The organism is Nocardia sp. NPDC050799 (assembly GCF_040654015.1).
GTDB lineage: Bacteria > Actinomycetota > Actinomycetes > Mycobacteriales > Mycobacteriaceae > Nocardia.
In genome coordinates, this window is the sequence record NZ_JBFAHF010000010.1 from 147,239 (window position 1) to 173,437 (window position 26,199).

24 protein-coding genes are annotated in these 26,199 nt (G+C 70.7%); 6 read left to right on the top strand and 18 right to left on the bottom strand.

All coding sequences use genetic code 11. The features are described from left to right. Positions 1-76: 76 nt before the first annotated feature. The 11 genes from AB0H42_RS13140 to AB0H42_RS13190 all read right to left on the bottom strand — a co-directional run bounded on the left by AB0H42_RS13140 (position 77) and on the right by AB0H42_RS13190 (position 10,699). The gene (locus AB0H42_RS13140) at positions 77-1,708 is read right to left on the bottom strand and encodes a ComEC/Rec2 family competence protein (RefSeq protein WP_357054358.1); all 1,632 of its coding nucleotides are present in this window, start codon (positions 1,706-1,708) and stop codon (positions 77-79) included. A gap of 346 nt (positions 1,709-2,054) precedes the next feature. Further along, positions 2,055-2,954 carry a ComEA family DNA-binding protein gene (locus tag AB0H42_RS13145; RefSeq protein WP_357054361.1) on the bottom strand — a complete coding sequence of 300 codons (900 nt, stop codon included), beginning with the start codon at positions 2,952-2,954 and terminating at the stop codon, positions 2,055-2,057. Between the two features lie 118 nt (positions 2,955-3,072). Next, complete coding sequence (locus tag AB0H42_RS13150; RefSeq protein ID WP_357054364.1) at positions 3,073-3,915, bottom strand: DegV family protein; 843 nt, start codon at positions 3,913-3,915, stop codon at positions 3,073-3,075. Between the two features lie 3 nt (positions 3,916-3,918). Next, positions 3,919-4,653, bottom strand: coding sequence for a diglucosylglycerate octanoyltransferase (gene octT / locus AB0H42_RS13155; RefSeq protein ID WP_357054537.1), 735 nt, complete (start codon positions 4,651-4,653; stop codon positions 3,919-3,921). Positions 4,654-4,812: 159 nt separating this feature from the next. Next, on the bottom strand, positions 4,813-4,989 hold the full coding sequence (locus tag AB0H42_RS13160; protein WP_156059065.1) for a hypothetical protein: 177 nt from the start codon (positions 4,987-4,989) through the stop codon (positions 4,813-4,815). Then, a complete protein-coding gene (locus tag AB0H42_RS13165; protein WP_357054367.1) occupies positions 4,979-5,638 on the bottom strand; it encodes a histidine phosphatase family protein in 660 nt (219 codons plus the stop codon). Before AB0H42_RS13165 ends, AB0H42_RS13160 begins: the two co-directional genes overlap by 11 nt. Beyond that, positions 5,635-6,039: a ribosome silencing factor gene (gene rsfS, locus AB0H42_RS13170; RefSeq protein ID WP_357054370.1), complete on the bottom strand. Its 405-nt coding sequence runs from the start codon at positions 6,037-6,039 to the stop codon at positions 5,635-5,637. Before rsfS ends, AB0H42_RS13165 begins: the two co-directional genes overlap by 4 nt. A 73-nt stretch (positions 6,040-6,112) precedes the next feature. Further along, complete coding sequence (nadD, locus tag AB0H42_RS13175; RefSeq protein WP_357054373.1) at positions 6,113-6,778, bottom strand: nicotinate-nucleotide adenylyltransferase; 666 nt, start codon at positions 6,776-6,778, stop codon at positions 6,113-6,115. A gap of 104 nt (positions 6,779-6,882) precedes the next feature. Further along, positions 6,883-8,286 (bottom strand): VWA domain-containing protein, encoded by a 1,404-nt coding sequence (locus AB0H42_RS13180; protein ID WP_357054376.1) that lies wholly within the window; start codon positions 8,284-8,286, stop codon positions 6,883-6,885. Positions 8,287-8,291: 5 nt separating this feature from the next. Beyond that, positions 8,292-9,185: a MoxR family ATPase gene (locus tag AB0H42_RS13185; RefSeq protein ID WP_357054379.1), complete on the bottom strand. Its 894-nt coding sequence runs from the start codon at positions 9,183-9,185 to the stop codon at positions 8,292-8,294. Positions 9,186-9,433: 248 nt separating this feature from the next. Next, positions 9,434-10,699 (bottom strand): glutamate-5-semialdehyde dehydrogenase, encoded by a 1,266-nt coding sequence (locus AB0H42_RS13190; RefSeq protein ID WP_357054382.1) that lies wholly within the window; start codon positions 10,697-10,699, stop codon positions 9,434-9,436. Positions 10,700-10,762: 63 nt separating this feature from the next. On the opposite strand from AB0H42_RS13190, the gene AB0H42_RS13195 reads away from it, so the two are divergent. Then, on the top strand, positions 10,763-11,647 hold the full coding sequence (locus AB0H42_RS13195) for a ribokinase (protein WP_357054385.1): 885 nt from the start codon (positions 10,763-10,765) through the stop codon (positions 11,645-11,647). A gap of 154 nt (positions 11,648-11,801) precedes the next feature. Next, positions 11,802-13,019 (top strand): RtcB family protein, encoded by a 1,218-nt coding sequence (locus AB0H42_RS13200; RefSeq protein WP_357054388.1) that lies wholly within the window; start codon positions 11,802-11,804, stop codon positions 13,017-13,019. Between the two features lie 173 nt (positions 13,020-13,192). Here AB0H42_RS13200 and AB0H42_RS13205 read toward each other — a convergent pair whose 3' ends face one another. Further along, on the bottom strand, positions 13,193-13,957 hold the full coding sequence (locus AB0H42_RS13205; protein WP_357054391.1) for a hypothetical protein: 765 nt from the start codon (positions 13,955-13,957) through the stop codon (positions 13,193-13,195). Between the two features lie 298 nt (positions 13,958-14,255). Here AB0H42_RS13205 and AB0H42_RS13210 point away from each other — a divergent pair, with 298 nt between their 5' ends. After that, positions 14,256-14,777, top strand: coding sequence for a MauE/DoxX family redox-associated membrane protein (locus tag AB0H42_RS13210; protein ID WP_357054394.1), 522 nt, complete (start codon positions 14,256-14,258; stop codon positions 14,775-14,777). Positions 14,778-14,839: 62 nt separating this feature from the next. On the opposite strand, the gene AB0H42_RS13215 is transcribed toward AB0H42_RS13210, so the two are convergent. Further along, on the bottom strand, positions 14,840-15,595 hold the full coding sequence (locus AB0H42_RS13215) for an SDR family oxidoreductase (RefSeq protein WP_357054397.1): 756 nt from the start codon (positions 15,593-15,595) through the stop codon (positions 14,840-14,842). Positions 15,596-15,697: 102 nt separating this feature from the next. Between AB0H42_RS13215 and AB0H42_RS13220 the strand changes: the two genes are divergently transcribed. Further along, positions 15,698-16,579 carry a helix-turn-helix transcriptional regulator gene (locus AB0H42_RS13220; protein ID WP_357054400.1) on the top strand — a complete coding sequence of 294 codons (882 nt, stop codon included), beginning with the start codon at positions 15,698-15,700 and terminating at the stop codon, positions 16,577-16,579. Positions 16,580-16,751: 172 nt separating this feature from the next. Then, positions 16,752-17,714, top strand: a complete 963-nt coding sequence (gene ligD, locus AB0H42_RS13225) for a non-homologous end-joining DNA ligase (RefSeq protein WP_357054403.1) — start codon at positions 16,752-16,754, stop codon at positions 17,712-17,714. A 36-nt stretch (positions 17,715-17,750) separates the two neighbouring features. Here ligD and AB0H42_RS13230 read toward each other — a convergent pair whose 3' ends face one another. Further along, entirely contained in the window at positions 17,751-18,503 is a 753-nt protein-coding gene (locus AB0H42_RS13230) for an isocitrate lyase/phosphoenolpyruvate mutase family protein (RefSeq protein ID WP_357054406.1), read from the bottom strand. An 88-nt stretch (positions 18,504-18,591) separates the two neighbouring features. Here AB0H42_RS13230 and AB0H42_RS13235 point away from each other — a divergent pair, with 88 nt between their 5' ends. Continuing rightward, a complete protein-coding gene (locus AB0H42_RS13235; protein WP_357054409.1) occupies positions 18,592-19,056 on the top strand; it encodes a Pr6Pr family membrane protein in 465 nt (154 codons plus the stop codon). Here the strand turns inward: AB0H42_RS13235 and AB0H42_RS13240 are convergent. The 4 genes from AB0H42_RS13240 to AB0H42_RS13255 form a co-directional block, all read right to left on the bottom strand. Continuing rightward, positions 18,980-21,109 carry a RecQ family ATP-dependent DNA helicase gene (locus AB0H42_RS13240; protein ID WP_357054412.1) on the bottom strand — a complete coding sequence of 710 codons (2,130 nt, stop codon included), beginning with the start codon at positions 21,107-21,109 and terminating at the stop codon, positions 18,980-18,982. The genes AB0H42_RS13235 and AB0H42_RS13240 overlap by 77 nt on opposite strands. 352 nt (positions 21,110-21,461) lie before the next feature. After that, the gene (locus AB0H42_RS13245; protein ID WP_357054415.1) at positions 21,462-23,321 is read right to left on the bottom strand and encodes a Na+/H+ antiporter; all 1,860 of its coding nucleotides are present in this window, start codon (positions 23,319-23,321) and stop codon (positions 21,462-21,464) included. Between the two features lie 58 nt (positions 23,322-23,379). Then, positions 23,380-24,339, bottom strand: a complete 960-nt coding sequence (locus AB0H42_RS13250; protein ID WP_357054418.1) for a nucleoside-diphosphate kinase — start codon at positions 24,337-24,339, stop codon at positions 23,380-23,382. Positions 24,340-24,349: 10 nt separating this feature from the next. Beyond that, positions 24,350-25,867, bottom strand: coding sequence for a PEP-utilizing enzyme (locus tag AB0H42_RS13255; protein ID WP_357054421.1), 1,518 nt, complete (start codon positions 25,865-25,867; stop codon positions 24,350-24,352). Positions 25,868-26,199 lie beyond the last annotated feature (332 nt).

Here is a 26,199-nt window from a genome sequence, read left to right on the forward strand (position 1 = left end):
GGCCGATACCCACACCCGGGATCCGGCCGGCCACTGGTCCGCGGGAAGGGTCCCGGCCGGCCCCGGGAATGGCTGATCAGCCGAACCCGAAGACCAGTAGCAGGTACGCGGCGAGAACGCCGAAGGATACGGCCGACAGCACGCGCCGGATGCGGGTCCACCGCAGGGCCGCGATTCCACCGGCCACGACCACGGCGGCGAGCATGCCGCCCGGTGTACCGCCGGGGACCGTGACGACCGCGCCCGGTACGGCGGCCGCCTCGGTCGCCACGGTGAGCAGCCACCACATCGGCGGCCCGATCGGCCGCAGGACGAGGTGCGCGAGTGGGTCCCAGCAGGTGGCCGCCACGGCCGCCAGGGCTCCGCCGATGGTGATCGGAGCGACCACCGGGGCCACGAGAATGTTGGCGGCCACGGCCACCAGGCTGAGCTGCCCGGATATCGCGATGGTGAGTGGTGTGGTGACAACGAAGGCCGCGGCCGCCACCGCGACCAGTTCGGCGGGTAGCCGCCACCAGCCGCGGGCCCGCAGATGATCGGCCCAGCTGGGGGCGAGCAGGAGCAGAGCACCGGTCGCGAGGACCGAGAGCGCGAACCCGGCCTGAACGGCGAGCGCGGGCCGTAGCGCCAGCAAGGCGATCACCGCGGTGCAGAGGGCGGGCAGGGCCTGTTTGCGGCGGCCGGTCAGCAAGGCCAGTAGCGTCACCGATCCCATGGCCGCGGCACGCAGCACGCTGGGGTCGGGCCGGGCGATGATCACGAACGACACCAGCGCCACCGCGGCACAGAGCAGCGACAGACGCGGACCGAGGGTGAGCAGGCGGGTGGTGGCGAGCACCGCGGTGAGCAGGATCGAGAAGTTCGCCCCGCTGACAACCGTCAGGTGCTGGAGGCCCGCGGCGACGAAGTCGTCGTGCACCCGGTCACTCAGCGCCGAGGTATCTCCGGCGACGAGCGCGGGCAGCAGTCCCGCCGCCTCCGGTGCGAGTGCCCGGCCGGCTGCCGCGACCAGATTCGAACGCACCGAGTCGGCGGCCGCCTGCCACCACGGCAGCGGGCCCGCGATGGCCGGTTCATCCACCGGCCGCAGGGTCGCCACCGTCAGATCGTGACTGCGCGGGGGCGCGGGCCGGGCCCGGAATTCGATCGGCTGCCCCGGCAGTAATTCCGCCCAGGTCGGTCCCGCAGCCAGCACGACCACCGCACCACCACCGCGTACCACCTGGTCGCGATAGCGGAACTCCCGGAGTTCGCCGCGCACCACCCAGAGCCGTCCGCGCCCGGACCCACTGCTGCGCACCGGTTTCGGGTCGTCCCCCGGCACCATCACCACCTCGACCGTCGCCGCGGCCGGCACCGAGCGCAGCGGATGAGCGCCGACCCGGTGCTCCCGCCACGCGCCGGCGCAGGCGAACGCCGAACCGATCAGCGCGGCACCCAGCACCACGGTCGCCACGACACGGCGGCGTTCGCTGCGGTGGGTGATCCCGGTCCACAGCAGTGCCCAGGACATCAAGGCGAGCACGGCCAGCGCGAGCCCGACGACCACCCCGGTGACCCAGCCGGCGCCGACCGCGAGGACGGTGACGAGCCAGCAGGTCAGCGCGGCCGGCAGCAAACGCGCGTCCAGCACCGTATCCGCGCCCGCCGCATCATCTTTCGGTCCCGCTGCTCGTCGCCGGAGTTCGGTGTCCGGGGACGCGCTCACCGGCACACCTGCGCGAATATCCGCACGACCTGCCAGAGCAGCCGCCGGCCTCGGCCGCGGACAACAGGGCGGCCGGTGAAGTCATCGATGAGGGCGGCCCCTACGGTGCGGACCGCGCCCGTTCGCCGGGTGCGGCCCCACCGCCCGGACCGGACTCCGAACTCCGCGCCGCCGGGTAGGTGCCGCGGGTGTGGTTCACGACCGCCCGGCCGGCGTCCGGTTCGCCGACCGCGGACCATTTGCGCGTAGCGCCGACCACGTATCGGGATCGCGCCGCAACCCGGATCGAGACCCGGCCTCGGCCTCGGTTCCGCACCCGCGCCGCGCACCCGCGTGGGCAGCGCCTTCATACCGTCACCAGTTCGCGCAACCGCGCCAGCCGGGCCGGACCGATACCGTCCACCTCGGCCAGCTGCTCCACATCGGTGAACCGCCCGTTGGTTTCGCGCCAGGCGATGATCGCTTTCGCGGTCACCGGCCCGACTCCGGGCAGTGCGTCGAGCTCGGCTTCGGTAGCGGCGTTCAGATCCACCGGTGTACCTGCTGCGGCCCCGCCACCGTTCGTACCGGCGGCGGGCGGGGATGCCGCGGAACCGCCGCTGATCGTCGTGCTGCCCGGTAGCGGTCCGCCGGGTTCGCCGGGACCCACCCGGACCTGGTCGCCGTCGGCCAGCCGCTGGGCCAGGTTCAGACCCGCCAGGTCCGCGCCGTCGAGCGCACCGCCCGCCGCCGAGATCGCGTCGGCGACTCTGGCGCCGGGTGGCAACCGCACCAGACCGGCCCGGTTCACCAGACCCACCACGCTCACCACCAGTTCGGCGGCCTGTGCTCCGGTCGGCGCCGGCTCCGCCGCGCGAGGCGCCGGCCCGGCTGCCGGGAAATCCACCGGCAGCGCGGCCGTCGCCACCGCGGGTAGCGGGGGAACCGATTGCGCGACCGGACGGTCCCACAGCACCATCACGACCGTCAGCAGCCCGGCGAGCAGGCCGATACCCGCCATGGCCACCACCCCGCGCCGGCCGCTGTCCAGGCGTGCGCCCCGGAACCGATCGGGGATCAGGCGGTCCCGCCAGCCGGGCCGGGCGGGTTCGTCGTCCAGCCAGCGAGGGGTACGTACGGCATCGGCTTCGGCGAACGTGGATTCCGGCCACGGACGTGCCCGGCCCTCCTGGTCGTCCCGCGGTACCTCTCCGAGGTGGCCGCCCAGTTGTCTGCGTACCCGTTCGCGCTCGTCGTGTGGTGCCATGCCCGCGACGCTAGGCCCGGCCGAACACCGAAAACCCGGACCCACCTGGAATTTCGACAGCCCTGTGGACAACTCCGGCCTGTGGATGAACGGCGGCCGTGGTGGATACCGCGGCCGGTCAGCCGCATCCGCCGGGGAGTACCAGTACCCCGACCGCGCCGACCCCGAGATGGACGGCCAGTGCCGGCCCGAATTCGGCGATGTGAACCTCGGCGACCTGCGGAAGACGTTCGCGCAGTTGGCTCGTCACCGTCTCGGCGGCCTCGGCGGCGGCCAGATGCTGCACCCCCACCGCGGCCGGCCCCGCCCCGGCGGCCTCCTCGGCGGCCGCCACCAGCTTCGCGAACGCCTTCGACCGGGTACGCACCTTGTCCCGCAACTCCAGCCGCCCCTGCACCAGTTGCAATACCGGTTTGCTGACCAGCTCGCTGCCGAAGAAACTCGCCGCTGTACTGAGCCGTCCCCCGCGACGCAGTTGCTCGGTGCGATTCACCACGAAGAACGTGCGGGATCCCGCCGCCGCCCGCACCGCGGCCTCGTACACGGCCGCGAGCGTGCCGCCGGCGGCCGCGCACCGCGCGGCGGCCAGTACCGGGAAGCCGGTCGCCAGACCCGCGCCGAGCGAATCCACCAGCAGCACCGACTCCGCGGCGTCCATATCCCGGACGGCCTGCCGGCCCGCCTCCCAGGTCGCCGAGAGCTGCCGGGACAGATGCACCGCGACCACACCGTCGCCGCGGCTGCGCCGCAGCGCCTCGGTATAGGCCTCGCGCAGTTCACCCGGCGACGGCGCCGACGTGGTGACGTCATCGGCGCCGTAGTCGACGGCGAATTCGTCGACACCCTCCCGGATCTGCGTATCCCCCACCAGCACGTGCAGGGGCACCACCTCGATACCCAGCTCGCCGATCAGCTCCGCGGGCAGGCTGGCGGACGAATCGGTGACGACCACGACCGCCACGTCTCACCCGACCTCTTGCAGCGTTTTCACCATCGCCTTGGCGACCTCGGTGTGCCCGTCCCAACCCCAGTGGATCCCGTCGGGGTTGGCATCGCCGGAGTAGATGTTGTCGTGGACCGCCGCCTTCAGATCCACCAGCGGGACTCCGCGCCGTCGCGACCAGGCCTGCAGGGCGCGCACCGCCGGTTCGCGGCCGCTGTGCACCCGGCCGTAGGCCGCGCAGTCGTGCACCGACGGCAGCACCGCGACAACGGGCAGCTCGGGGCGGAGCTGGCCCAGCGCCGTCCGGCACTGCTCCAGATAGTCCACGCTCACCTCGGGCGGAAGGGCCACCGGACGGCCGAGTTTCGCGGCGCGGGGCTGGATCCACTGGTATGCCGAGCGCACCACCCGGCGCAGACCCGACGGCCGCACATAGCGGATCAGTTCCCGTAGTGCGGTGGGCAACGGTGAGGGGAGCGAATCCATGCCGCCCACCGCGAAGACCACGGCACCGGCTCGCGGGACAGCCGCCCAGACCCGCGGGTCACCGATCAGCGCCCAGTAGGCGTCCCGGCAGGTCCAGCCGATCCGGGCGACGAGTTCGACATCCCAATCGAGTTCGGCCGCCACCAGATTCGGCCAGATACGGGGATGATCGGCCGGCAGACCCCCTTCGGGGCCGAAATAGGACAGTGAATCGGCGATCACCAGCAGCACCGGTCGCGGGGCGCCGGGATCCGTGGACCCGGTGGGAATTGTGGGATCCGTTGTAACCTCCACGTCCGGCGCGATCCGTGGCGCGGTACCCGCCGCCGCGACAGGACCCGTGTCCGGGCCGGTGTTCTCCGGTTCGCTACCCGGACCGGGCGCATGCGGCCCCGCCGACGTGGATGTCACTGCGAAATCCTCCTGGGGTCAGACTGCCTTCCGGACGTCGCCGTCCTCGGCGGCACCGGTGTCGTCGGCGGTCCCGTCCGCCTCCCGTTCGGGCGCCGGGCCGAACAGGGCGTCGGGTAGCGCACGCTCCGGTTTCGCGGATACCTTCCGGAACAGTTCGTCCGGTATCTGGCGGTTCAGGTCTTCAGATGACATCGGGTGCTACTTTCGCCGCTGCGTTCCACACATCGAGACGCCAGCCGGGCCTGTCCGGGCTCGGGCCGTGGCTGCTCAGCTGCACCCAGCTGGCATTGGCCAGACCACCGAGGGCCGGCCAGTTCCGAGGCGGCAGATCGAGCAACGCGGCCGTGAGCGCGGCGATCAGCCCGCCGTGCGCCACGAGAATCATAGTGGCGCCGGGCCAATCCTGCCGCTCGTCGAACAACTCCTGCACGACCGGCAGTGCGCGAGCACCGACCTCCAGTTTCGATTCCCCATTGGGCGGGGTGAACGTCGCGTCCATCCGCCACTCCAGCCGGGCACCGGGATAGAGGGAATCGACCTCGACATCCCCCATCCCCTGCCAGTCACCGAGGTGGGTCTCCCGGAGCCGCGGCTCCCGGACCACTTCGAGTCCGGAATGCTCCGACAGCGCCAGCGCGGTGTCGTAGGCACGGCGCAGATCGGAGGAGATCAAGCCGACGGCCTTGTGGGACATCAGCTCCCGCGCCGCCTCTTTCGCCTGCCGCCGTCCCAGATCGGTGAGATCGGTGTCGATCTGCCCCTGCATCCGGTCGTTGGCGTTCCATTCGGTTTGCCCGTGGCGCAACAGGATCAGGGTGCGCACACCGGTTTTCTGTCTCACTCGGTTTCTCCAGCACTTTCGTCTCCGGCGGCCGGTGGCGCGCCGATCCCCTCCACCGGAACGACGGGGCAGTCTTTCCACAACCGTTCCAGCGCATAGAAATTACGTTCGTCGTTGTGCTGGATGTGTACCACCACGTCGACGTAGTCCAAGAGCGCCCAACGGCCCTCGCGGGTCCCTTCCCGGCGTACCGGTTTGCGACCGGCCGCGCGCAGTTTCTCTTCGACATTATCGACGATGGCATTGACTTGGCGCTCGTTCGGCGCCGAAGCGATCACGAAGCAGTCCGTGATCACGAGTTGTTCGGAGACGTCCAGCACGACCACATCGGCGGCCAGCTTCTCGTCCGCGGCCAGCGCGGCGACGGTCGCCATCCGCACCGCTTCCTCCGTCGCGCTCACGCTGCCACCTCTGGGCACGGGCGCCGCACGGCCTCCGTGGTCACGCAGGCTGCCGCCTCCGGGCGTACGCCGCTCATGCCAGCACCTCGTTCACGTTTCCATCACCTTCCGCTCGAGCGGGCACGTAGAGATGCCGCTTCGATATGTACTGCACGACCCCGTCCGGTACGAGATACCAGACCGGCCGCCCCTCGGCCGCGCGACGGCGGCATTCACTCGATGAGATGGCCAGCGCGGGGACCTCGATCATGGTGACCGCGTCCTCGGGCATACCTCGCAGATGGTCGGCGAGATGGTCGATGTTCAGCTCGTACCCCGGCCGGCTGACCCCCACGAATTTCGCCAGCTCGAACAGTTCGGCCCAATCCTGCCAGGTGAGGATGCTGGCCAGCGCGTCGGCCCCGGTGATGAAGAACAGTTCCGCACCCGGGTACTGGGCATGCAGATCACGCAGGGTGTCGACGGTGTAGGTCACCTTGCTCCGCTCCACATCCGCCCGGCTCACCGAGAACCGCGGGTTGGAGGCGGTGGCGATCACCGTCATGAGATAGCGGTCCTCGGCGGGGCTGACCTGGCGATCGGTCTTCTGCCAGGGCTGTCCGGTGGGGACGAAGATCACCTCGTCGAGGTCGAACCGGTGCGCGACTTCACTGGCCGCGACCAGGTGTCCGTGGTGGATGGGATCGAAGGTGCCGCCCATCACACCCAGCTTGCGTCCACCCCGGCCCGTTCCGTGCATGAGTGTCGAGCTTAACGGGTCGGCCACCGGCCCCTGCCGACCGATCGGCCTTCGCCGGTGGGGGCGCCTGCGGTCCGCGGCGGCCGAAGCGCCGGCGAAGGCATTCAGACCGGTAGCAAACGGGAGACCACAGCCGTGAGCTGCGCCGCCGACCGGCATTCGTGCATTTCGATGACCTGCTGGTACCGGTCGGCGGCCGAATCCCCGGATCCCCAGTTGGTGCGCGGTTCCGGGTTCAGCCAGTGCGCGTGCTTGGCGACCTCGACCAGCTCACGCAGGGTCGGCAGTTCGGGGTCGCGGTAGTTGGTGCGGGCATCACCCAGGATCAGCAGGGAACTGCGGCTGGTGACGGCGTCCGGGAACGCCTCGGCGAAGCTCGTCAGCGCGCTGCCGTAGTCGGAGTGGCCGTTGAAGCCGACGATATCGGCCTCGGCGAAGATCCGCTGCATGGCTTCGTCGAGCTGGGTGTGCGGATCGAAGAACCTGGTCACCTCGTCGGTGTGATCGACGAAGGCGAAGATGCGGACCTTCGAGAACTGTTCGCGCAACGCACTCACCAAGAGCAGGGTGAAATTGCTGAAACCGGCGACCGAGCCCGAGACATCGCAGAGCAGGACCAGCTCGGGCCGGCCGGGCCGGGGTTTGCGGTTCACCAGATCGATCGGTACCCCGCCGGTGGACATGGACTTGCGCAGGGTTTTGCGCAAATCGATCTCGCCGCGTTTGGCGTGCCGGCGCCGCACCGCCAGCCGCGATGCCAGGATCCGGGCCAGCCGCTGCGTGCTGCGCCGCAATTCGGCCAGCTCCGCCTGCGAGGCCCGCAGGAAATCCACTTCCTCGGCCTGCCGCGGGACCCCGTAGGAGGCGACCCGCTCCTTACCGATGCGTTCGGCCACCCGCCGCCGGGTCTCGGCCTCCACGGTGCGCCGGAACTTCTCGATGCGGGAGCGGGCGGCCCGGCGCGCGATCTCGGTATCGAAATCGCTCATACCGGGCATGGCCATGGCGGCCAGGATCTGCGCGAGCAGCGTCTGCGGCTGCACCTCTTTTAATGCCTGATATGACGAGAAGGACGCGCCCCGCGCCGACCGGTACTGCCCGAGCTGTTCGACCAGCTGGGCGGCCATCAGCGCCTGCTGCTGTCCCGAACCCTCGGCGGCGAGCATCTCGGCCAGCATGCGCCGCAGTTCGGGAATATCGACCCGCCCGTCGTCGCGGTACGGGATCTCGGCTTCCGCCGCGGCGGCGCGGTCCCCGATGGCCACCGGGAACCACAGGTCGAAGAGGCCGTCGTAGGTGCCGCGATGGGTGGTGCGCCGCAACAGGGCGCAGGCCAGTCCCTCGCGCACCGACTCCCGGTCCAGCAGATCCAGCACCGACAGCACCCGGCCCGCGTCCACCGTCTCCGACGGGCCCACGGGTATCCCCCGCGCCCGCAGCGCCTCCACGAAACCGACCAGATGCCCCGGCAGACCGTGCGGGGCGAAGGGCTGGTCGTCGGTGGCCACCACGGTCAGGCCGGTTTCAGATCGGCCAGCGCCCGCTGGTGGTCGCTGCGGTGTTTGAGCACCACGCCCAGCGTTTCCCGGACGGTGGCGTCGTCGAGCTCGGTGTGCCCGAGTGCGAGCAGGGTCCGGGCCCAGTCGATGGATTCGGCCACCGAGGGCAGTTTTTTCAACTGCATACCGCGCAGCACGTGCACGATCCGCACCAGCTGGGTGGCCACCGCCTGGGGTAGTTCCGGGACCCGGCTCGCGAGGATCCGCCGTTCGAGATCCTCATCCGGGAAGTCCAGGTGCAGATAGAGACAGCGCCGCTTGAGTGCCTCGGACAGTTCACGGGTGGCGTTGGAGGTGAGGACCACGAACGGGGTCCGGGTCGCGGTGATGGTGCCCAGCTCCGGTACGGTCACCGCGAAATCGCTCAGTACCTCGAGTAGCAGGCCCTCGATCTCCACATCGGCTTTATCCGTCTCGTCGATGAGCAGTACCGTCGGGTCCGTACGCCGGATCGCGGTGAGCAGGGGCCGGGACAGCAGGAATTCCTCGGTGAACACATCGGATTCGGTCTCGGCCCAGTCGTTTCCGCTGGATGCCTGGATCCGCAGGATCTGTTTGGCGTGGTTCCACTCGTAGAGCGCCCGCGCCTCGTCCACACCCTCGTAGCACTGCAACCGCACCAGTCCGGCGTTCGCCGTCTGTGCCACGGCCCGCGCCAGTTCGGTTTTACCGACACCCGCCGGACCTTCGATGAGCAGTGGTTTACCGAGCCGGTCGGCCAGGAAGACCGACGTCGCGGTGGCCTTGTCGGCCAGGTATCCGGTCTCGGCGAGGCGGTGCACCACATCGTCGACCGATGCGAAGATCGGCTCCTGAACCGGCGGGGTGGGGGTACTCGCGGGCTCCATCGGGCCGTCCTTCCGTCGAACTCTCGCACCCCACGCTACCGGGCGGTTACGCGCCCGGCGTCGTCCCCCGGGGCCAAGAGACCGGCGCCACCCTGGCCCCAGGCCGGATGAGCGACCTCGAAGGACGGGACGGCCGCGGGTGGGCGCGACCGCGCACCGCGAACCGGGCGGGTAGCGCCCACCATCGACGGACCACGTCATCGGGTGCTCGACACGCAAAGCCCCGCGTACCCGGCCGCCGGGCATCGTCAAGCGGGACGGATCTGCCCCGACCCCCGCACGACCCATTTCGAGGAGGTGAGTTCCGGCAGCCCCATCGGACCGCGGGCATGCAGTTTCTGGGTAGAGATGCCGATCTCGGCGCCGAAACCGAACTGTTCGCCGTCGGTGAAGGCCGTGGAGGCGTTCACCATGACCGCCGCCGCGTCCACCCGGCGCGAGAATTCGTCGGCCGCGGCCAGTTCACCGGTGACGATGGCCTCGGTGTGCCCGGTGCCCCAGGTGTTGATGTGCTCGATCGCGGTGTCGAGATCGTCCACGACCTTCACCGCGATATCGAGGGTCAGATACTCCTCGCCCCAGTCCTTGTCGGTGGCCGGCACCATCCCGTCGAGATCGCCGTGCAGGGTGACGCCCTTGTCGGCGAGTGCCTTGCTCAGCCGCGGCAGCGCCGTCTCCGCGATGGCCGCGTCGATCAGCACCGTCTCGGCCGCATTGCACACGCTGGGGCGGCGGGTCTTGGCGTTGATCAGGATCTTTTCGGCCATATCCAGGTCGGCACCGGAGTGCACGTAGACGTGGCAGTTGCCGGTACCCGTTTCGATGGTCGGGACCCGGGCGTCGCGCACCACCGCGTTGATCAGGCCCGCGCCGCCGCGCGGGATGACCACGTCCACCAGGCCCCGGGCCTGGATCAGGTGGGTCACGCTGGAGCGATCCGAACTCGGCAGCAGCTGGACCGCGTCGGCCGGGATGCCGACCCCGCTCAGCGCCTCCCGCAGCACGGCGACCAGCGCCGCGTTCGACCGCGCCGCCGACGACGAGCCGCGCAGCAGCGCCGCGTTCCCGGACTTCAGCGCCAGCCCGAACGCGTCGACGGTGACATTCGGCCGCGCCTCGTAGACCATGCCGACCACGCCGAGGGGCACCCGGATCTGCCGGATCTCGAGTCCGTTCGGCAGCGTCGCACCACGCTCCACGACCCCCACCGGATCCGGCAGCCCGGCCACCTGGCGCAGCCCCGAGGCGATACCGTCGATCCGGTCCTTGGTCAGCCGCAGCCGGTCCAGCAGCGAGTCCTCGGTGCCGGCCGCCTTCGCCGCGAACAGGTCTTCGCCGTTGGCCTCCAGCACGGTGTCGGCGGCGGCGAGCAGCGCGTCCGCCGCGGCGTGCAGCGCCTCGTTCTTCCGGTCGGTGGTGAGCTGGGCGAGGACCCGGGAAGCGACCCGCGCCCGGCGGGCGGCCTCGTGCACGGCCGCACGCATATCGAACTCAGCGGTGGTCTCTACCGTCATGGCCTATAGCCTACGCACCGGAAAAATCGGTTCTACCGGCACGCACCGCGCTAGGTTTTCCCCGTGACCACCCCACTGATCGCTGTACTCGGCAGTATCAACATGGATCTGGTGACCACCACCGATCACCGGCCCGCACCCGGCGAAACGGTCCTGGGCCGCGGCTTCACGATGGTGCCCGGCGGAAAGGGCGCCAACCAGGCGGTCGCGGCGAGCCGGGCGGGTGGGCAGGTGATGTTTCTGGGCGCGATCGGCACCGATGTCTTCGCGCCGCGCCTGCGCGCGGTGCTGACCGGGGCCGGGGTCGATACCACCGGGTTGCGCACAATCGAGGGCCCCAGCGGTATCGCCTCGATCGTGGTCGATGCCGGGGGCGAGAACTCGATCATCGTGGTGGGCGGTGCCAATGCCGAGTTGCGCGGCCTGCGCGCCGGCGATCTCGCCGCCGTCGCCGCGGCCGATATCCTGCTGTGCCAACTCGAGGTCCCGATCCCGACCATCGAGGAAGCGGTGCGGCACGCCCGGGACAATGGCACCACCGTGATACTCAACCCCTCTCCCGCGCAGCGTCTTCCGGCGGGGTTGTGGAGCCGGGTGGATGTGGCGGTGGTGAACCGGGGCGAGGCCGAGGACCTGGGCGACACGCTCGACCGGGTACCGCATCTGGTGGTCACGCTCGGCGCGGACGGCGCGCGCCACCGCGGGCCGGACGGCACGCAGACCTCCGTCGCCGGGCCGGCGGTCGATGTCATCGACACCACCGGCGCGGGTGACGCCTTCGCCGGAGCCCTGGCCGTCCGCTGGTCGCGGGGCCCGGCCGCGGCATTACGGTTCGCCTGCGCCGCGGGGGCCCTGGCCACCACCGTGCTGGGGGCCAGCGCCGCCATTCCGTCGCGCGCCGATATCGAAGCCGCCCTGTCCGCCGGGCCGGGGGAACCCCCTCCATGAGATGTCGCCGCTCCCGTCGCGGCCGGCACACGCCGCGGGCCCGGACAGCTCGCCCACACCCACCCGGAAATTCGATCGCCTCCCCGTATCCGGCGGCCTACCGTGGAATTACGGCGGCGGATATCGGTCCGCCCCGGAGGGAAGGAACGAGACGATGTTTCCCGTCGAGCTGTCCGGCACCCGGGCACGGACGTTGATGTGGGCCCATGAGCACGATATCGAGGCGCAGGCGCTGCAACAGCTGCGCAATATCGCCCGGCTGGAATGGGTCCACGGCGTCCGGGTCATGCCGGATGTGCACCTCGGGAAAGGCGCCACGGTCGGTTCGGTGATCGCCATGCGCGATGCCGTCGCCCCGGCCGCGGTGGGGGTGGATATCGGCTGCGGGATGGAGAGCGTTCGCACCGATCTCACCGCCGCCGACCTCCCCGACGATCTGCGCGCTCTGCGGTCGGCGATCGAGGCGGCGGTGCCGGTCGGTTTCGCCGCCCACCAGCACCCGGTGCCGGTGAACAAGCTGGCGCCCGGCCCATCCGGAGTCGCCACCGCGACCCTGCGCACCGGCTGGGACCGGTTCTGGTCGGCGTTCGGCGACCTCGACGATGCCGTGGCGTCGCGGGAATCCAAGGCGCACAAGCAGATGGGTTCGCTCGGCGGTGGCAACCACTTCATAGAAGTTTGCCTGGACCAGGACGATCAGGTCTGGATCCTGCTGCATTCGGGGAGCCGCAATATCGGCAAGGAACTGGCCGAACGGCATATGGCGGTGGCGCGAAAACTGCCGCACAACCAGAACCTGGTCGATCGCGATCTGGCGGTGTTCCTGGCGAACACCCCGGAAATGGCCGCCTACCGCCATGACTTGACCTGGGCCCAGGAGTACGCGGCGCGCAACCGCGCGGTGATGCTGGCGCTGGTGTGCGAGGCGGTACGCAAGCATTTCCCCACCCGTGAGGTCCTGTTCGATACGCCGGTGTCGTGCCACCACAACTATGTGGCGGAGGAGACGATCGACGGTGTGCCCATGCTGGTGACCCGGAAGGGCGCGGTGCGGGCGGGAACGGGCGATTTGGCGCTCATCCCGGGTTCGATGGGCACCCGGTCCTATGTGGTGCGCGGTAAGGGCAACCCGGAGTCGTTCCAGTCCGCGTCGCACGGTGCGGGCCGCCGGATGAGCCGTAACGCGGCCAAGCGGCAGTTCAGCGTCGCGGATCTGATCGCCCAGACCGAGGGTGTGGAGTCGCGGAAGGACGCGGGCGTGGTGGACGAGATCCCGGCCGCGTACAAGAACATCGACGAGGTGATCGACGCCCAGCGCGATCTGGTCGATGTGGTGGCGACGCTGCGTCAGGTGCTGTGCGTGAAGGGCTGAGGTCTCGGTGCGTGCGGATCCGATCCGCCGCCGGCGATACCCACACACTGCCGGCCGGCAGGTTCGGCACGCCGAGGCCGGCGGAATCGCCGAACGCGGTCAGCGCGGGGCGCCGGTCGCGGCGAGCATCGCCGGCAGCTGCTGATCGTACGGTTGGAGGTCATCGGCGGACCTCAACCGGGCAGTCCGCGCCGGCGTAGCGCGACGGCGATCCCGGCCCCCGTCAGCAGGACACCGATCAACAGCACCACCCCGCTCGACAACCAGGTGTGCAGCGCACGGGCGAGGTCGGTGGGCAGACCGGGCAGCGACGAGATCAGCCGATAGGTCTGCCCCGGCGCGGTGATCTGGACGGCGGCGGGGAGTGTGCCCCAGGCCAGCCCGGCGATTACCGCAGCCGCGGGTTCGTAGGCGGCCAGTCCGGCGACCACCGATAGCAACGCCACGCCGAGCACTGACTGGGCGGGTGAAAGCCAGCGGTCCGTGGTGTCCCACCATCGGCCGCTGGTCGCCGCGCCGTTGGCCGCGATACCGACCGCAACCGGGGTGATCACGGCCGCGAGCAGGGTGGCGAGCGCTGTGCGCCACAACTCCCGCCGCCGGTTCCGCGGGGCTCCCGGTCGCTCCTGCGCGGCACCGTCGGCCGGGGTCCTCTGTGCGGCATTGTCGTCCAGCAGCTTCGGCGCGGCACCGTCGTCCATCACTTCCCGTGTGGCACCGTCATCCAGCAAGTCCTGTGCAGCACCGTCGTCGCGCCGCTGCTGCGCGGCAGCAGCGCCACCCCGCGACCCCGGTGCGGCAACGCCATCCGGCCGCGACGGCGCGTCGACCTCGCCCCGCCGCGGCCGGTGCGCGACTACATCCGGCTGTGGCCGCTCGGCCACCTCGTCCGGCGGTGGTGACTGCGCCGCGGTGGGCTGTTCGAGTCGAGAGGTCATTCGGGCTCCTCCGGGCCGTCGGCGGGTGCGGGCGGTCCGGGCCGGTACCGCGCGTGCCCCGCACCCTCGCACACCCGAGGTTCACCGACCACTACGCCGTCCGGCAAACCGGGTGCCCAACCCACGGAGAACAGTGGGCCAACAAAGCCTCAGGGCGGGTTGTGCGCAACCTGACCGGGCCGCGTATTGACTAGTTATCATCCGATGCATACCATCAGATTTGTTATCAGTCGATAACCACAAGTTCTGGCCCGGCGCCTTGCGACCGGACAACCGACTCCCGCCTCGGAGGAACCGCATGTTCGACACCCTGATGCTGTTCGTGGTCCCCACACTGGTCCTGCGGCTACTCGGCCGGATCGGCGTCCGGCGCTTCGACACGTGGCGGGTCAGCGCCGCCCACGGGCTGGCATTCCTGTTCACCATGACCGGACTGGCGCATTTCTTACCCGACTCGGTCACGGTGATGCCCAGCCACGCCGACCTGACGGCCATGGTCCCGTCCTTTGTCCCGTTCGCGGACTTCGCGGTCTACGCCACCGGCGTCCTGGAACTGGCCGGTGCCGTGGGATTGGTGGTGACCGCTACCCGCCGCTGGGCCGGCCTGGGTCTCGCGGCGCTGCTCGTGATCATGATCCCGGCGAATATCCATGCCGCGCTGAACGACATTCCGCTCAACGGCGACGCGGCCACGCCGCTGTGGTTCCGGATCCCCGAGCAGATCGTGTACTTCACCCTCGCCCTCTGGGTGGGCGGGATCCTGCCCGCGGTGCGCCGGGACCACGGCACCGAACGGTCGCTGGTCACGACGGCGCGCTGAACCCGGCCGCTCGGGCCCCGCTCCCGCCCGACTTCCGCGGGAACGGGGCCTTTCGCCGGAAATCAGCCCTGTTGCGTGGGCACCAGGATCAGCTCGGCCACATTCAGCCGCGCCGGCACCGAGGTGGCGAACGCGATCGCGTCCGCGATATCCCCCGGCTCCAGAATCGTGAACGCCGTACGCCACTCCGACAGCTGGGCCTGTTGCTTCTCCCCGCGCATACCCGCGCCGAGCTCGGTGGCCACGAAACCGGGTTCGACGTTCTTCACCCGGACTCCCCGGGGACCGAATTCGGCGCGCAGGTTGCGGGTCAGATGCGCCACCGCGGCCTTGGTCGCGGTGTACACGGCGTACTCGGGGAATACGGCGTGCCCACCAACCGACCCCACCAGCACCAGATCGGCCCGGTTGCCGGCACCGGCGGCCGCGAGCAGATCATCGATGAAGGCCCGCGCGGTGTACAGCAGCCCGGTCACATTGGTCGCGACCATCTGATCCCACTCGTCGACCTCGGCGGTTTCGAAGGACGCGCCGAGCATCACACCCGCATTCGCCACCACCAGATCCACCGGCCCCAGCGCCGCCCGCACCGTAGCGGCGGCATCGCGCACCGAATTCCGATCGGTCACATCGGCGACCACCGCGATCGCGCCGCCACCGAGTTCGGCGGCCAGTTCTTCGATGCGTTCCTTTCGGCGGCCCAGCACAGCGACCCGCACGCCGTCCGCGGCGAGCCGGCGCGCGGTCGCGGCACCGATCCCGCTGGAAGCTCCGGTGACCACTGCCACCCGTCCGTTCGGATTCTCGTTGTTCGTCATGCCCTCAACCCTCGGTCCGCGCCGGGCAGGCTGCCAGGTCGCGGACTTCCTGGTAGTCACAGGGCCACCCGGCCGGGCAGGGCCCGCCCTACCCTGGAACACATGCATTCGGACAACCGCCTGGGGGCGTTCCTGCGGGCCCGTCGTGAACTGGTCCGGCCGGCGGACTTCGGATTGCCCGGCGGCGGGCAGCGGCGGGTCGCCGGACTGCGGCGGGAGGAGATCGCGTTATTGGCGGGGGTGAGCGCGGACTATTACATCCGGCTCGAACAGGGCCGGGATAAACATCCGTCGGAACAGGTGGTCAGCGCCTTGGCCCGGGTGTTCGCGCTGGACGAGGAAGGTACCGCGCACCTGCGGGAGTTGGCCCGCCCGGCGCCGGCCCGGCCGAAGCGACCCCGCCGGCCCGAACGTGTGGCGCCCGGACTGCTGCGGCTCATGGATCTGTGGGAGCGGACGCCGGCCCTCGTCCTGGGGCGCAGCCTCGACGTCCTGGCGGCCAACCCGCTGGCCGTCGCGGTGAACGCGTGCTCGGTCCCCGGTATCAACCAGGTGCGGATGGTCTTCCTCGACCCGCGGGCGCGCGATGTGTACCCCGAATGGAACTCGATCGCCGCGGATACGGTCGCCAGTCTGCGCGCGACGGCGGGCACCGATCTGGACGACCCGCAATTGACCGAACTCGTCGGCGAACTCTCGCTCAAGAGCGAGGATTTCCGGCAGTTGTGGGCCCGGCACGATGTGCGCACCAAAACGGCCGGGAAGAAACGGTTCCACCACGAGATGGTCGGCGAACTGACCCTCTCCTACGAGAGTTTCACCGTGAACGGCGTACCCGGGCAGACGCTCATCGTCTATCACGCCGAGCCCGGTTCACCGTCGGAGCGCGCGCTGTCGCTGCTGGGCAGCCTGACGGCCGCGGAGTCCGCGGACATCGATCCGCGCCCGCTGCCCGCCTCCGCCGCCCGCGACACAGATCGATAGGCCGGCCCGTCGATACGACCCCTCGGGCGGCTTTCCGGTACATCGGCTTCCGTGCTCGGCGTAGTACGTCGGGACGGATGGCCGATTCTCCGCCGGGCCCGCGGGCGGGATGCTCGATCGGCTCGCCGCGTATCGCCCGGCTCGAACCGGTTGCGGCGGCTAGGGTCGGACCATGGCTGGCGGCGCGGGCGCGGCGGTGGAATTGACGGTCGGAGAACGCGAGGTGCGTATCTCCAACCCCGACCGGGTCTACTTCCCGGAGTCCGGCGTGACGAAACTCGATCTGGTGCAGTACTACCTGAGCGTGGGCGACGGGATCGTCAACGCACTGCGGGATCGGCCCTGCATGCTGCACCGCTTCCCGAAGGGGCTGACCGGCGGGAAAGTGCACCAGAAACGGCTGCCCGCGGGCGCGCCGGACTGGGTGTCGACCGTGCGGGTGTACTTCCCGCGCTACGGACGGCACGCCGATGAGCTCTGCGTCGGCGAACTGGCGGAGGTCATCTGGGCGGTGCAGATGTCCACGGTCGAGTTCCATCCGTGGAATTCGCGCCGGGCCGATACCGAAAGTCCGGACGAATGGCGGATCGACCTCGACCCCATGCCGGATTGTCCGTGGTCACGGGTACAGCGGGTGGCCGGGGTGGTCCGCGAGGTACTCGACGAGATCGGCGCGGTCGGCTGGCCGAAGACCTCGGGCGGCAAAGGCTTGCATGTCTATGTGCGGATCGCGCCGGAGCACGGGTTCCAGCAGGTGCGCCGCGCTGCCCTGGCCTTCGCCGAAGAGGTCCGCCGCCGGGCTCCCGAGGAGGTGACGACGACCTGGTGGCGGCGCGACCGCGATCCGGGCCGGCTGTTCATCGACTACAACCAGAACGCGCGCGACCATACGATCGCCGCCGCGTATTCGGTCCGCGGCAATCCCGCGGCCACGGTCTCCACCCCGGTGGGCTGGGACGAGATCGAAAACATCCACCCCCGCGATTTCACCGTCGCCACCGTGCCCGCCCGGTACCGCCGACTCGGCGATCTGCACGCGGGAATCGACGACGCGGTATTCGATCTGCGGCAACTGATCGAATGGGCCGACCGTGACGAGGTGGATCTCGACGAGGAGCCCGCCCCGGAGTCCTGACCGGTCCGGGCCCCCGCGCCGTTCACCGCCGGAGATCTATTTCCAGGGTTCCAGCAGTCGTTTCGCCTCCACCGCGAGCGCGGCCTGCAGGAACGGCCCGAAACTCACGCGCGCCGCCCCGGCTTCCGCGAAGTAGTCCTTGTTTCCCTGCTCCGGCGAAGTGACCGCGTTGACCGGTAACGGTAATTCGGCGCACAGCCGGGCCAGCACATCCGGCCCGTAGCGGCCGACCGGATACAGCACATCGGCCCCGGCCGCGCCCGCCAGCCGCAACCGTTCGATCGCCGGGCCGACGAGTTCGGCCGGATCACCGGAGGGGGCGAGCAGCAGATCGGTGCGGGCGTTCACGACGACGTGCACACCGCTGTCATCGGCCGCCTGCCGCAGCCGGCCCACGAGATCGGCGTGCTCCTGCGGTTCGCGCAGCCGGCCGCCTTCCTTGTGCACGGTGTCCTCGAGATTGAAGCCGACCGCACCGGCCTGCAACAACCCGTCGATGAGCGCCGCCGGCTCGACACCGTAACCGGATTCGAGATCGACCGAGACCGGCACGTCCACCGCGGAGGTGATCTCCCGGACGCGGCCGAGCACATCGGTGAAGGCCATACCCTCGTGGTCGGATTTGCCGAGCGAATCGGCGAGCGGATGACTGCCGACCGTGAGCGCCGGAAAACCGGCCTGCTGGACGAGATCCGCCGACCAGGCATCCCACACCGTGGGCAGGATCACCGGGTCACCGGGGCGATGGAGTTCGAGGAATGCGGCGGCCTTTTCGGGCAATGTGGTCACCGCACAGATCCTGCCGCACCCGGGCCCGGTTACGCATCCGCGGGCGCGTGTCGCTGTCACGAGCGCGGCCGGCGACGGCAGGACCGGCTTGGTCTTCGCCCTGGTACTGGCGGACGAAGTACATCTCACCGGCGCGGCGTGGTGGGCGAATTCCGGCTTCCACTACCTCGCCCCCTGGGCCGGCCTGGCCGCCTGGCTGCTGTTCGGGCCCCGGCCCCGGATCGACCGGCGCACGATCGCCGCCGCGCTGGTCTGGCCGGTCGCCTGGATCGGTTATACCTTCGCCCACGGCGCCGTGACGGACTGGTACCCGTATCCGTTTTTGGACGTCACGCGGACTGGATACGCGACCGCGGTGACCAACACACTCCTGGTGGTTGTTTTGGCCGTGGTGCTGATCGGCCTGTTCGCGCTGCTCGACCGGCTACCCACCGCCAGGGGGCGAACCCGGCGGGCGGCCGCCCCGGACGCACCGGTCAGGCCGGGGTCGCCAGGGCGAACGGGAGAACCGCAGGGGCGCCCGCCCGGCGTAGCGCCCACGCCGCGACGGTGAAGGTCCAGCCGGTGTCGGTGAGGGTGTCCACCAGCAGGATCGGGCCGTCCGCGGCGCCGAGATCGGGGACCTCCCACCCGTCGTACAGGGCGGCGACCCGGTGGGCCGAGTTGACGGCGGAGACCGGTGGCCGGTCCGGCCGGCTGCGCAGCGTGCCCAGGTTGCGCAGCCGGCCGATCCCGGCGAGGCGTTCGGCCAGCGAACCGGTGAGGACCGGATGCGTCTCGGATTCCAGGGCCAGTACCGCGGTGGGCCGGACGGCCCAGTCCCATTCCCGCAGTACCGGAATGCACGCGTCGACCACCTCGTCGGGAACCGGACCGTCGGGACCGTCGAGGATCGGGCGCAGCCGCCGCCCCCAGCCCAGCGAATTCAGCCGGCCCAGCACCCGTCCGGTCGCGGCGCCCTCGGCGATCTTGCCGGACAGCGGCACACCCAGTTTCGCCATCCCGGTCGGCCACTGTTTACGCGGCGCGAGATCGATACCGGGCCGGTCGAGCCGGGCCCGGGTGGCGGCCACCGCCGCGGCGTCGACGGTGGTCTCGCGATACTCGCCGGTGCAGTTGTCGCAGCGGCCGCAGGCGCCGGTACCGGGCGCGGCGGCCAGGAGCGCCGGATCGTCGAGCTGGCGGCGCAGGAACTCCATCCGGCAGCCGGTGGTGCGCTGGTAGTCGAGCATGGCCTGCTGTTCGGCCGTGCGGGCGGCCTCGAGCCGTTCGTACCGATCGGCGTCGTAGGTCCAGGGCTCGCCGGTGCCGATCCAGCCGCCGCGCACCCGGCGGACGGCGCCGTCCACATCGAGCACCTTCAGCACCATGTCGAGCCGGGAGCGGTTCAGTTCGACCATCGGTTCCAGGGCGGCGGTGGACTGCGGACGCTCCCGGTCCAGCGCTTCGAGGACGGACCGGACCACATGTTCGCGGGGAAAGGCGACCGAGGCGAAGTAGCTCCAGATGCGGGTGTCCTCGGGACCGGGCAGCAGGACCACTTCGGCGCGTTCGGTCGCGCGCCCGGCGCGGCCGACCTGCTGGTAGTAGGAGATCGGCGAGGACGGCGCACCCACGTGGACCACGAAACCCAGATCGGGCTTGTCGAAGCCCATACCCAGGGCGGAGGTGGCGATGAGCGCTTTGACCTCGTTGTTCAGCAGGGCGGCCTCGAGGGCTTCCCGCTCGGTGGGGTCGGTCTGGCCGGTGTAGGCGGCGACCTTGTGGCCGTGGGAGTTCAGCACATCGGCGAGGTCGTGGGCGCCGGCCACGGTCAGGGTGTACACGATCCCGGAACCCGGTAACCGGTCCAGCCGACCGCTGAGCCAGGTGGTGCGTTCCACCGCGTCGTCGAAACGGACCACCGACAGGTGCAGCGACTCACGGTCGAGGTCCCCGCGCAGGACCAGGGTGTCGGTGCCGATCTGCCCGGCCACATCGGTCACCACCCGGTCGTTGGCCGTGGCGGTGGTGGCCAGGACCGGTACCTCGGCGCCGAGGTCGGCGATCAGCGTGCGAATGCGGCGGTAGTCCGGGCGGAAATCGTGGCCCCAGTCGGAGACGCAGTGCGCTTCGTCGATGACCACCAGCCCGGCGTCGGCGGCGAGCCGGGGCAGCACCTGGTCCCGGAAATCGGGGTTGTTCAGTCGTTCGGGGCTGACCAGCAGTACATCCACCGAACCGGCCGCCACCTGCTGGTGGATCTCGTCCCATTCGGTGACATTGCCGGAGTTGATGGTCGCCGCGACCACTCCGGCCCGCTGGGCCGAGGCAACCTGGTTGCGCATCAGGGCCAGCAACGGCGAGACGATGACGGTGGGCCCGCGACCCTGCGCGCGCAGTAACTTCGCCGCGATGAAATAGACCGCGGATTTACCCCACCCGGTGCGCTGCACCACCAGGGCCCGTCGTTTACCCACCACGAGCGCTTCGATCGCGGTCCACTGGTCCTCCCGCAAGCGGGCGCCCGGCCCGGCGAGCTCGCGCAGCAGCGCCTCCGCGTGCTCCCGTAGTTCGCCGGCGACTTCGCCGGCCCCGCCCATGGTGCTGCCCGGTGCCGTCGTCATGGCGCCCATACTGCCGCAGGCCACCGACAGCGGCCGGCCCGCCCGCCGTACCCGCCGCCATCTCTCCGGGCTCGCGCGCCGGCTGACGGATCGCCCCGGGACAACCGAGTGGCGCACGAGCGCTGTCCGGTGGCCGGCGGATACGGCCGGCTGTCGCTGCCGCTCCGGCTGGGCCGATTCGGGCACCTGGTCGCCCGCACCACCTGGAGGTCCGGATCGATCCCGACCGTGGGCCCGCACGCGATCCCGGAAACCGGCACGCTCGCCTGCGTCACCCGCGACGCCGGGTGCGGCGGTCCGGATCGGCCCGGCCGCGCCACCCGGTGCATACCGCGCAACCAGCCGATGGAGGTCAGCCCAGGAGTTCGTCGACGTAGCACCAGCGCCACGCCTCGCCGGGCTCCACACTGCGCATGACCGGATGATCGGTCGATGTGTAGTGCCCGGCCGCGTGGTTCCCCGGTGAGGAATCACAGCAGCCGATATTCCCGCAGGTCAGGCACATGCGCAGATGTACCCATGTCAGGCCCTCCGCCACACACTGCGCGCACACATCCGGCCCGTCGGATTCGCACACCAGCGGGGCGGCCCGCAGATGCGTGCAGTCGTCGGCCGCGCCGCCGGGGACCGCCAGCGGCTCGGGCCGCTCCTCCTCGTCGCCCTCGTCGAACCGGTCGATCATGGACTCCTCGAGGTCCAGCCGGGCCAATACGTGCTGCAGGATCTCGTAGTCCACCCCGCCCGAGTCGCGGACCCGCAGCACCGTCTCCCGTTCGGCCCGCAACATCTCCAACCGCAACCGGCGGTATTCGGCGGTGGGGGTCGCCAGCTCGGATTCCGGCCGGCCCAGCCGCTCCCAGGCGGCATTGGTCCGCCAGGTGACGCGGTCGCGCAGGGAGCGCACGACCTCCTCCGGGGTGCCCTGACCGATCGCCGCGTCCAGCGCGGCGAGCCCCGCGTTGGACGCCTGGGTCAGCAGATTCGCCTTCTGCAGCGCGTCCTCGGCACGGCTCGGCCCACGCAGCCGCAGCCGCCGGACCAGCCACGACAGCGAGGTGCCCTGGAGCAGCAGGGTGCCCGCGACGACGACCAGGGCCAGCAGTTTCAATACCGGTAGCTGCGGAGTGGTCGCGGGCAGCAGCAGTACGGCGGCCAGGGTCACCACCCCGCGCATCCCGGCCCAGGAGACCACCGCCGAATGGGCCGCGGGCGCCGGCGACCGCCCGACCACCCGCTCGAGGAGCGCGTAGCCGAAGATCCAGAGCGGTCGTGCCAGTATCACCGTCACCAGGACCGCGAGCGCTGTGACGATCAGGGTGCCGTGGTCCAGCCCGCTCGCCCACGCGTCCCGGACGATCGTGTTCACCTGCAGCCCGATGACGAGGAACACCGCGCTCTCCAGGATGAACTGCACGGTGCCCCAGTTGATGCGTTCGGCGGTACGCGAGGCCGCGCTCTGCCACACCGGCGCCCCGTGCCCGAGGATCATCCCGCAGGTGACCACGGCGATCACGCCGGAGGCGTGGATCTCCTCGGCCGGCAGATAGGCCAGGAACGGCGCCAGGAAGGACAGCGTGGTGTCCAGGACCGGGTCGGTGATCCGCCGCCGCAGCAGGGCGAGCGCGTACGCGACCGCGATCCCCACCACCGCGCCGCCACCGGCGGCGAGCAGGAAATCACCGCCGGCGTTCCACACCGAAACCGCACCCGCCGACGCCGCGATCGCGGTCCGCAATGCCACCAGTGCGGTCGCGTCGTTGAACAGCGACTCCGCTTCGAGGATGGACACGATCCGCCGCGGCATCCCGATCCGCCGCGCCACCGCGGTCGCGGCCACGGCGTCCGGCGGCGCCACCACCGCACCCAGTGCCACGGCCACGGCGAACGGCACCGGCAGCAGCCACCAGACGACCGCGGCCACCGCGAACGTACTGAACAGCACCAGCCCCACCGACAGCAGCGCGATCGCGCCGATATTGGCCCGGAAATCCACCAGCGAGGTACGGATCGCCGCCGTGTACAGCAGCGGCGGCAGCAGGCCGAGCAGCACCACCTCCGGTTCCAGATGAACCTCGGGGACGAACGGCAGATACGACGCGGCGACCCCGGCCAGGGTCAGGGCCAGGGGCTCGGAGATGCCGGCACGGCGCGCCAGCGCCGCCACGGCCGCCGCCGAGGCCACCAGGACAACCAGGCCGATCGCGATGTGCATGCGCGAATTCTCGCAGGTGGCCGATTATCGGTGACACGCTCGTCGGTACACCCCGGGGTCAGCGCGCGCCGGCCCGCCAGTCGGCCGCGGTCACCGGGCGCAGAGCCCGTGGTTCGGCGTCCGCCCGCATCGGCAGCACCTCCGCGCCCAGGACGACCGCCGACCACGGGTCGATATCCAGTCCGGACGCCAGGGCCCGGGTCAGCATCGCGGCGCAGGCACCCGCGGACCCGGCGTCGAAATCCGCCGGCGCGGGGGCGCCCGCCCGATCCAGATCGCGCAGGAGGCGATCGAGCGCGACGGACTTGTCGAAGGAACGGCACGGCGTCCGGGCGTAGAGGGCATCGGCGAGGGTCCGGGCGGTCTCGGCGCTGTCGGCGCCGGTGTAGGCCCGCGAGATCACCTCGGCACGGCGGGTCTCGGGGAAGAAGATGGCCAGTTCTCGCACGACGTCGGCGGGGTCCTCCGGGGTGTGCACGGGGTTGAGCACCGTACTGCGCTGTCCCAGCAGATAGCGCAACTGTCCCGGGCGGCGCTGCGCCGGATCGTCGGGACCCGCGCCTTCGGCCAACCGCACCGGGGCCGGAAGCTCACCGTCGGGTCCGCTGACGACCAGCAGCAGCGCCTCGGATATCCCGGCCAGCAGATCGGTGAGCCGGCGCCGCTCCGGCGAGGCGGTATTCCAGCTGTAGCGCCACAGGGCGCGCACCAGATGCCGGTTCAACGGCACCGCGGCCGCGTCGACCACCCGGAAGCCGTTGCCGGACAGCCATTTCAGCGTCGGATCCACCGCCCGGGAGACGATGGCGCCCGGCGCCAGCAGCAGCAGCGAATGGCGGGACGCGAACGCGGCGGGGTCGACCCGCAACCGCCGCAGCTGATCGACGCATTCGAGCACATAGGTGTCGCCGTGGTAGGCGCCGGCCTTGTCCTCGGCCGGGGTGAGTGCCGACAGCAGCGCCGCCAGCGGGTCCGGCGGCGGCGGCGCGGCGGGTTGCGCGGTCTGCGGATCGGTCATCTGTTCCACCTCATCTCCGGCCCACCCCGGACAACACCGTCACCGTGCCCGCGGACCCGTCCACCCGCAGGCGCATACCGGTCCGCAGTTTCGCGGTACATCCCGGCACCCGGACCACCGTGGGCACACCGAGCGCACGGGCAGCGGTCGCCACCACGGTGAGCGGGCCACCGTGTTCGATCACCAGCGCCGACGCCGACGGTAGTGCCGCCACCCAGCGCGGATCGGCACCCTCGGTGACCAGGACCCCCGGGGCCGGGTCGCCCGATCGGTCCGCCACCACCGCGGTCCCCTCGGCCACGCCCGCGGCGGACGCGGTTCCGGTGAGCACTTCGCCGTCGCGCGCGGCCGTGATCCGGGCACGCGGCGACCAACCCTGTTCTGCCAGTTCCCCGTCCGAGAAATCCGGTCCTTCGGTACTGAAACGTACCGGAGCCGAGAGCTCGCCGGCGGCGTGGGCGGCCTTCCGGGCCGCGATCCGGGCCGGCAGATCCGGTATCGGCACCCGGTCGTAGCAGTCGCGCAGTTCGCCGGCGGTGAGATACCGGATATCGGCGGACTCGCGGAGGATCGCGCGCCCGGCGAGGTCACTGGCCATCGCCCGGATCGTGGCCTCGACGAGAGCCGTCGCACGGGTCCGGCTCGACCGGATGGTGTCCCGGTGCGCGGCACAGCGTGCCGCGCGCACCCGCACCAGGTCGTAGAACCATCGGCGCGGGCCGCCCAGTATCCGGTCGAGATAGGCGTCCGGGTCCTCTCCGGTGACGACCGGCTCCCCGGCGGCCGGGTTTTCCGGTGCGCCGGGTGATCCGCCGGCTGTGGGAGGCCGCAGCGCCGCGTACCGGAACGACGCGGGCGCCGCCGGCAGATAGGCCTCGGTCAGCGCGACCACGGCGCCGGTGAGGATCAGCGCGAGGGCGTCCAGGACCGTCACGGGGCCCCACAGCAGGACCAGCTCCCGGTCCAGGCGCCGATACTCCGCGTAGGCGTGCTCCCCGTGCATGTAGTCCATCGCCGCGTAACGGTCACAGACGCGGTCGAACTCGGTGCGGAACTCCCGCATCATCGATTCCATTCGCAACGCCCGATGCACGAAAACCCCGGTCGTCCGAATCCGCGACCGGATCCGGCGCCCCCGCGACTCGAAGGTGAAGGGTCGCAGAGTTTCCGCGATCTCGTCGAGCAGTGGGTCGGCCGCGCCCAACACCGCCTCCAGCCCGCGGCGGTTCAGCCGGGGGCCGGGCGCGATCGCCGCCAGCCGATACCAGTGCGGCAGATCGAGGTAGACCCGCCCGTGGAAACTGCCCAGCAGGTAGGGCGTCCACGCATCCATCTGCGCCAGCTGGTCCGCCGGGACACCGAGCGAACGCGCGTATTCGCGGCACACCCGCCCCTGGATTTCGGCGGCAAGGGTGAAGGTCAGCGGTGCGGTGGCCCCGGGGAATGCCTCGGCGGTGGTGGCATCGTCCCAGATTCGCGGTTCCCCCGGCGCCACCGGCTCACCCGCGCCCCGGATCACCCCCGCCATCGTCCGCATCCGCGGTGGAAAGCGCACGCGGCGCCCGTCCACCCTGGTAGTCGCTCCCCCGGCGCGCACGGCCGGGGGGCCGCACCACGCCGCGCCCTGATCTCCGTCTCGGTGTCGTCCGTCCCGAGCACCCGCAAGAACCGACCTCCAACCCGGTCTGCCACAACAGGACACCGTCGTCCGTGCCGACGAGTAAACCCGAGAACGGCCTCGTCCACCGCGTATTCGAGTTTTGTGTCCGACCGTGGGGTCACCGGCCCCGGCCGTGCCGAGTCGGGCCAGCGCGAAACAACCGATAGTCTGAGAAGGCCCGCGCAGGTTTCGGTGAGGAT